General features: G+C 38.1%; 8 protein-coding genes. 2 read left to right on the top strand and 6 right to left on the bottom strand.

Annotated features, from left to right (window positions below; genetic code table 11):
• Positions 1–110: 110 nt before the first annotated feature.
• The 6 genes from LGZ99_RS23735 to LGZ99_RS23710 all read right to left on the bottom strand — a co-directional run bounded on the left by LGZ99_RS23735 (position 111) and on the right by LGZ99_RS23710 (position 2,553).
• Complete coding sequence (locus tag LGZ99_RS23735; RefSeq protein WP_262979773.1) at positions 111–554, bottom strand: hypothetical protein; 444 nt, start codon at positions 552–554, stop codon at positions 111–113.
• Positions 551–985, bottom strand: coding sequence for a hypothetical protein (locus LGZ99_RS23730; protein ID WP_262979772.1), 435 nt, complete (start codon positions 983–985; stop codon positions 551–553). Before LGZ99_RS23730 ends, LGZ99_RS23735 begins: the two co-directional genes overlap by 4 nt.
• Complete coding sequence (locus tag LGZ99_RS23725) at positions 978–1,178, bottom strand: hypothetical protein (protein WP_036841584.1); 201 nt, start codon at positions 1,176–1,178, stop codon at positions 978–980. Before LGZ99_RS23725 ends, LGZ99_RS23730 begins: the two co-directional genes overlap by 8 nt.
• Complete coding sequence (locus LGZ99_RS23720) at positions 1,175–1,372, bottom strand: hypothetical protein (RefSeq protein WP_023044915.1); 198 nt, start codon at positions 1,370–1,372, stop codon at positions 1,175–1,177. The genes LGZ99_RS23725 and LGZ99_RS23720 overlap by 4 nt, the downstream gene beginning before the upstream one ends.
• 309 nt (positions 1,373–1,681) lie before the next feature.
• Positions 1,682–1,948, bottom strand: coding sequence for a hypothetical protein (locus LGZ99_RS23715; RefSeq protein ID WP_023044916.1), 267 nt, complete (start codon positions 1,946–1,948; stop codon positions 1,682–1,684).
• A 179-nt stretch (positions 1,949–2,127) separates the two neighbouring features.
• Complete coding sequence (locus LGZ99_RS23710; RefSeq protein ID WP_023044917.1) at positions 2,128–2,553, bottom strand: transcriptional regulator; 426 nt, start codon at positions 2,551–2,553, stop codon at positions 2,128–2,130.
• Between the two features lie 116 nt (positions 2,554–2,669).
• Here LGZ99_RS23710 and LGZ99_RS23705 point away from each other — a divergent pair, with 116 nt between their 5' ends.
• Together LGZ99_RS23705 and LGZ99_RS23700 are read left to right on the top strand one after the other, a co-directional pair.
• A complete protein-coding gene (locus LGZ99_RS23705) occupies positions 2,670–2,903 on the top strand; it encodes a helix-turn-helix domain-containing protein (RefSeq protein ID WP_023044918.1) in 234 nt (77 codons plus the stop codon).
• Between the two features lie 34 nt (positions 2,904–2,937).
• Entirely contained in the window at positions 2,938–3,231 is a 294-nt protein-coding gene (locus LGZ99_RS23700) for a hypothetical protein (RefSeq protein WP_390894054.1), read from the top strand.
• Positions 3,232–3,438: the final 207 nt, after the last annotated feature.

Genomic DNA, 3,438 nt, shown 5'->3' with positions numbered 1-3,438 from the left:
TCGTATTTTGCTTCATCGTCGTTGCCAGCTTTAACCCAAAGCGTTGTCGCCTGACTGTTAATTGAGAGATATATAATTTCAACTTCGTACATTTTTTTAACTCCTTAACTTTAACCGGGTTGTTGCTTGGTGATGTTGATAAATTCTTTTCTTAATCGCTCATATTCACAGAAAGCGTCAATATATTTTTTGCGTAGTTCATCCATTTCTTTTCGACGCTTAAGCAGTAATCTTATTCGTCGTACCGCTCTCTTTTGGCATGAAATATACTCAGGTAGTAATTCTCCTATTGTCCAGTTCACTACATTATCTTCACTAATTACTGGCTGAACCGGGTAGTTAGTATCTCGTCCGGCTCGGCTAAATACTTTCTGCGTCATAATATGCGCTAGCTTATTAATGGCACTATCACGACTCCAACGTTTGCAATAACGACCATGACGACTAACAACATAGACGGGTAATGTATGTATGCTGAATGCATCATCAATACCGCTATCACTAATAAGCTCGTCATCATCAAAACGGGAATAATCGATTTTTTCTAGTTTCATAATTTAAGCCCTTCCAATATTCTTATTTCTTGCGCAAGATCGCTTGCCAGTCTAGAAGCGAGATCTGTTAATGTTGCTGTATCTGTATTGTCCCTATCGGCAACATCGTCTTTGTCGGTAACAGCTTTGCTAACAGGCACCATTAATGCTTCAAGATGTTCAGATTTATCTAATAAATCTTTAAATCTTATCTTGCTGATATTAATTTCATTATTTTCTATTTCAGGGTTCTTTGAGTCTCTAATGTTTTCTGCCTGACCCTCCAGTTTTTCCAGCGCTTTCCTTACTTCGAGAACTAAACCCTGTAGTACACCAATGAAGTAGGATTCTTCACAATTTTTCTTAAATGATTCTTGCCATATGTAGAGAAGCGCATCTATCTGCATGACCTTTAAATCCATATCGGAAATATCATCAGCTAAATCATTCATCACTTTTCTCCTTTTTTAGCACTTCACTGGCAACTGAATGAATAACGCTTATAAGTTCACGGCACAACATTACCTCTTCTTTATTCCCATCCAGATAACCTGCCGCCCCCGCTAGTGCTTCTATTTTTCCGAGTGCGTCCTCTATTTCAATGTAAGAAGTGTTACGTTGCTTATTTAGAGAGTTGCTATTCATTCTTCACCTCCGCTATTTAGGGCCGCTTTAAGGGGGCGAGAAACCTCATAGTTAATATCACACGCAAGATTGATGAGATCAGTCAGGGTGCTTGAGCATTCTTCTTTATTAGCCATATTTATAATGACTTCATAGAGTGAACAGGCTAAACCTGAGCGATATTTTGCATCGTCTAAAGTAATTGGTTTACGCATTGCATACCCCCGTAATTACTCGCTCGGCAATATAAGGTGATCTTATAACTGCAAAAGTGAAAATCTTTGTGATACAATTCGTGTTGAACATGATAATCGTCCCTCAGCGTTTATTAGTGTTCAGGCTCTGGTGTTTGATTGGCGTCGGGTACCAGAGCCATTTTTTGAATCCGTTGAATTCTGCTTACTCTTTGGTACTTGTCATTAACGCGTGTCCTTTCTTATTGAGTTTCATCTTTTACCCTGTAATCGGTTTGAGGTTATATTGGTAATTTTTTTAGCTGTGTATCTTTAATCGCTATTCATTCTTTATTTTGATAAATAAGATTCACTAATAATGACCTTGGTATGACTTTTAATGTTTTTGTTTGCACATTTATTATAAGCCATGCCTTCATTATCAATTTCAAGCTTGACATGTATTTCATTGCTTATGTTCAAAGCAGAGCCAATTATGTTATTTAGGTCTTTCTTTGACACGCCACCGCTTAGTAACAGGCGTTGCAAGCCAACTAAAATTGAACTAAGCATTTCTACTTTTTCGCTAATTTCCTGATTCTCTCGCTTTACGGTCATGCTAATCACCTCTTAAGTGTGGTACCGGATGATTTGAATATAGCTATATGGTAATCCTTTATCAATAGCAAATTGCTAATTTTTTTAAAATTAATGATAACTTGTTGTTTATTAATAATATTAATTTAAAAATAAACTATAAAACAAAGCGCCAGTTTAGCGGCGCCAGTTAGAGTCATTTATCCCAGTGTGCGTTTTCTCCTTTCCAGTAACTCGTTAATGATCCGTTCGTAATCATCCGCCTTTTCCTTTAATTCGTTGATTATTCTTGATTGTTCTCTTTCTGGCATTTGCCTAAAAAGGTCTACAAGATGCTCTTCTTGTGGAGTTAATTTTTTATCTCTTTCAGTTGAGCCTGGTGGTGACTCGATTAATTCATTTGAATTGATTATTTCGTCATGTGGAACATCCAACCAGCCGCGTTTTATACTTAACTTTTCTTCTATCTTTCTAGATAGAGAATTTCCTAAGTTCCTGTATCCATTTATTAATTGGCTTATCATGGATGGCGATAAATCGCAGCGCATAGCAAATGATGCTTGGGATAGTTCACTTGATTCCATAAGTGATTTTAAATTTTTACGTCTAATATCTTTGGTTTCCATTTTGAAAATACCTCATTAATTAGCTAAATGCTATTCACAGTATTGCTAATCTTTCTCTCTGTTTGTATAGTTAGCATATTGCTAATGATGAATTATATCAACAGAAGAGGTGATAAATGGATCGAGAGTTACTAAATCTTCGCCAAAAACTTACATCTGCCCAATGGAGCCAGATTGCCAAAATGTCTGGAACGACCACTGCCTATTTAAATCAAATTGCGCATGGTTTTCGCCGCCCATCTGTATCTCTCTCTCAGAGGATTGAAGATGCAACTGTAGCGATTTGCCCCGATATGGCCATTCGAAAAGAAAGTCTTGCTTTTGCACCAATGCGAAGAGTAGCGAAATGAATTTGTTAAAAATTTTATCTCAATAGTTACAGCTATGTTTATTAATCCTCATGTTCAGGTATCAATGCCGTCTCAATATTTTCCTGATGACGGCAAGTGGATACAGGAGATGTTACTGAATCTTGATCCGGCTACACGGGCAAAAATCACGGTGAAGTATGCCGAGGTGTATGAAGCGGTCTGGGATGAAGAACCCGTTTCATACCGGAAAGATAACACGGCAAGACGAGCGGCAAATATCCGGCTCAGGGAATTTGTCAGGAAGTATGCAAGAGCGAGTCAGGGTTATACCGAGGAGCCGCAGTTAGCGAAGGGGAAAAGAACTTGAAAGGTTACTTGGATGTTTGGACGTCTAGATGTTTAGATGGTTTGGGGAAGAGGGGAAAACTTTCTAGGGGGGTAAGGGGGGTGATCTTTGAAAGGGGTGTTAGGGAAGGCACAGCCAAGGAAAAACAACTCAGATCTTATAGAAGATCACTATAGGGATATAAAAGCCGGAATACGCCCAGACGTCTAAACGGCTAAATTGATATTC

Source organism: Photorhabdus temperata (assembly GCF_025384845.1).
Taxonomy (GTDB): Bacteria; Pseudomonadota; Gammaproteobacteria; order Enterobacterales; family Enterobacteriaceae; genus Photorhabdus; species Photorhabdus temperata.
This window is presented reverse-complemented; position numbering and strand designations above follow the sequence as displayed.

Excerpts from the sequence above, each read along its gene's own strand:
- LGZ99_RS23730 (WP_262979772.1), bottom strand. The coding sequence starts at position 985 with ATGAATGATTTAGCTGATGATATTTCCGATATGGATTTAAAGGTCATG.
- LGZ99_RS23720 (WP_023044915.1), bottom strand. The coding sequence starts at position 1,372 with ATGCGTAAACCAATTACTTTAGACGATGCAAAATATCGCTCAGGTTTA.
- LGZ99_RS23700 (WP_390894054.1), top strand. The coding sequence starts at position 2,938 with ATGTTTATTAATCCTCATGTTCAGGTATCAATGCCGTCTCAATATTTT.
- LGZ99_RS23725 (WP_036841584.1), bottom strand. The coding sequence starts at position 1,178 with ATGAATAGCAACTCTCTAAATAAGCAACGTAACACTTCTTACATTGAA.
- LGZ99_RS23715 (WP_023044916.1), bottom strand. The coding sequence starts at position 1,948 with ATGACCGTAAAGCGAGAGAATCAGGAAATTAGCGAAAAAGTAGAAATG.
- LGZ99_RS23705 (WP_023044918.1), top strand. The coding sequence starts at position 2,670 with ATGGATCGAGAGTTACTAAATCTTCGCCAAAAACTTACATCTGCCCAA.
- LGZ99_RS23710 (WP_023044917.1), bottom strand. The coding sequence starts at position 2,553 with ATGGAAACCAAAGATATTAGACGTAAAAATTTAAAATCACTTATGGAA.
- LGZ99_RS23735 (WP_262979773.1), bottom strand. The coding sequence starts at position 554 with ATGAAACTAGAAAAAATCGATTATTCCCGTTTTGATGATGACGAGCTT.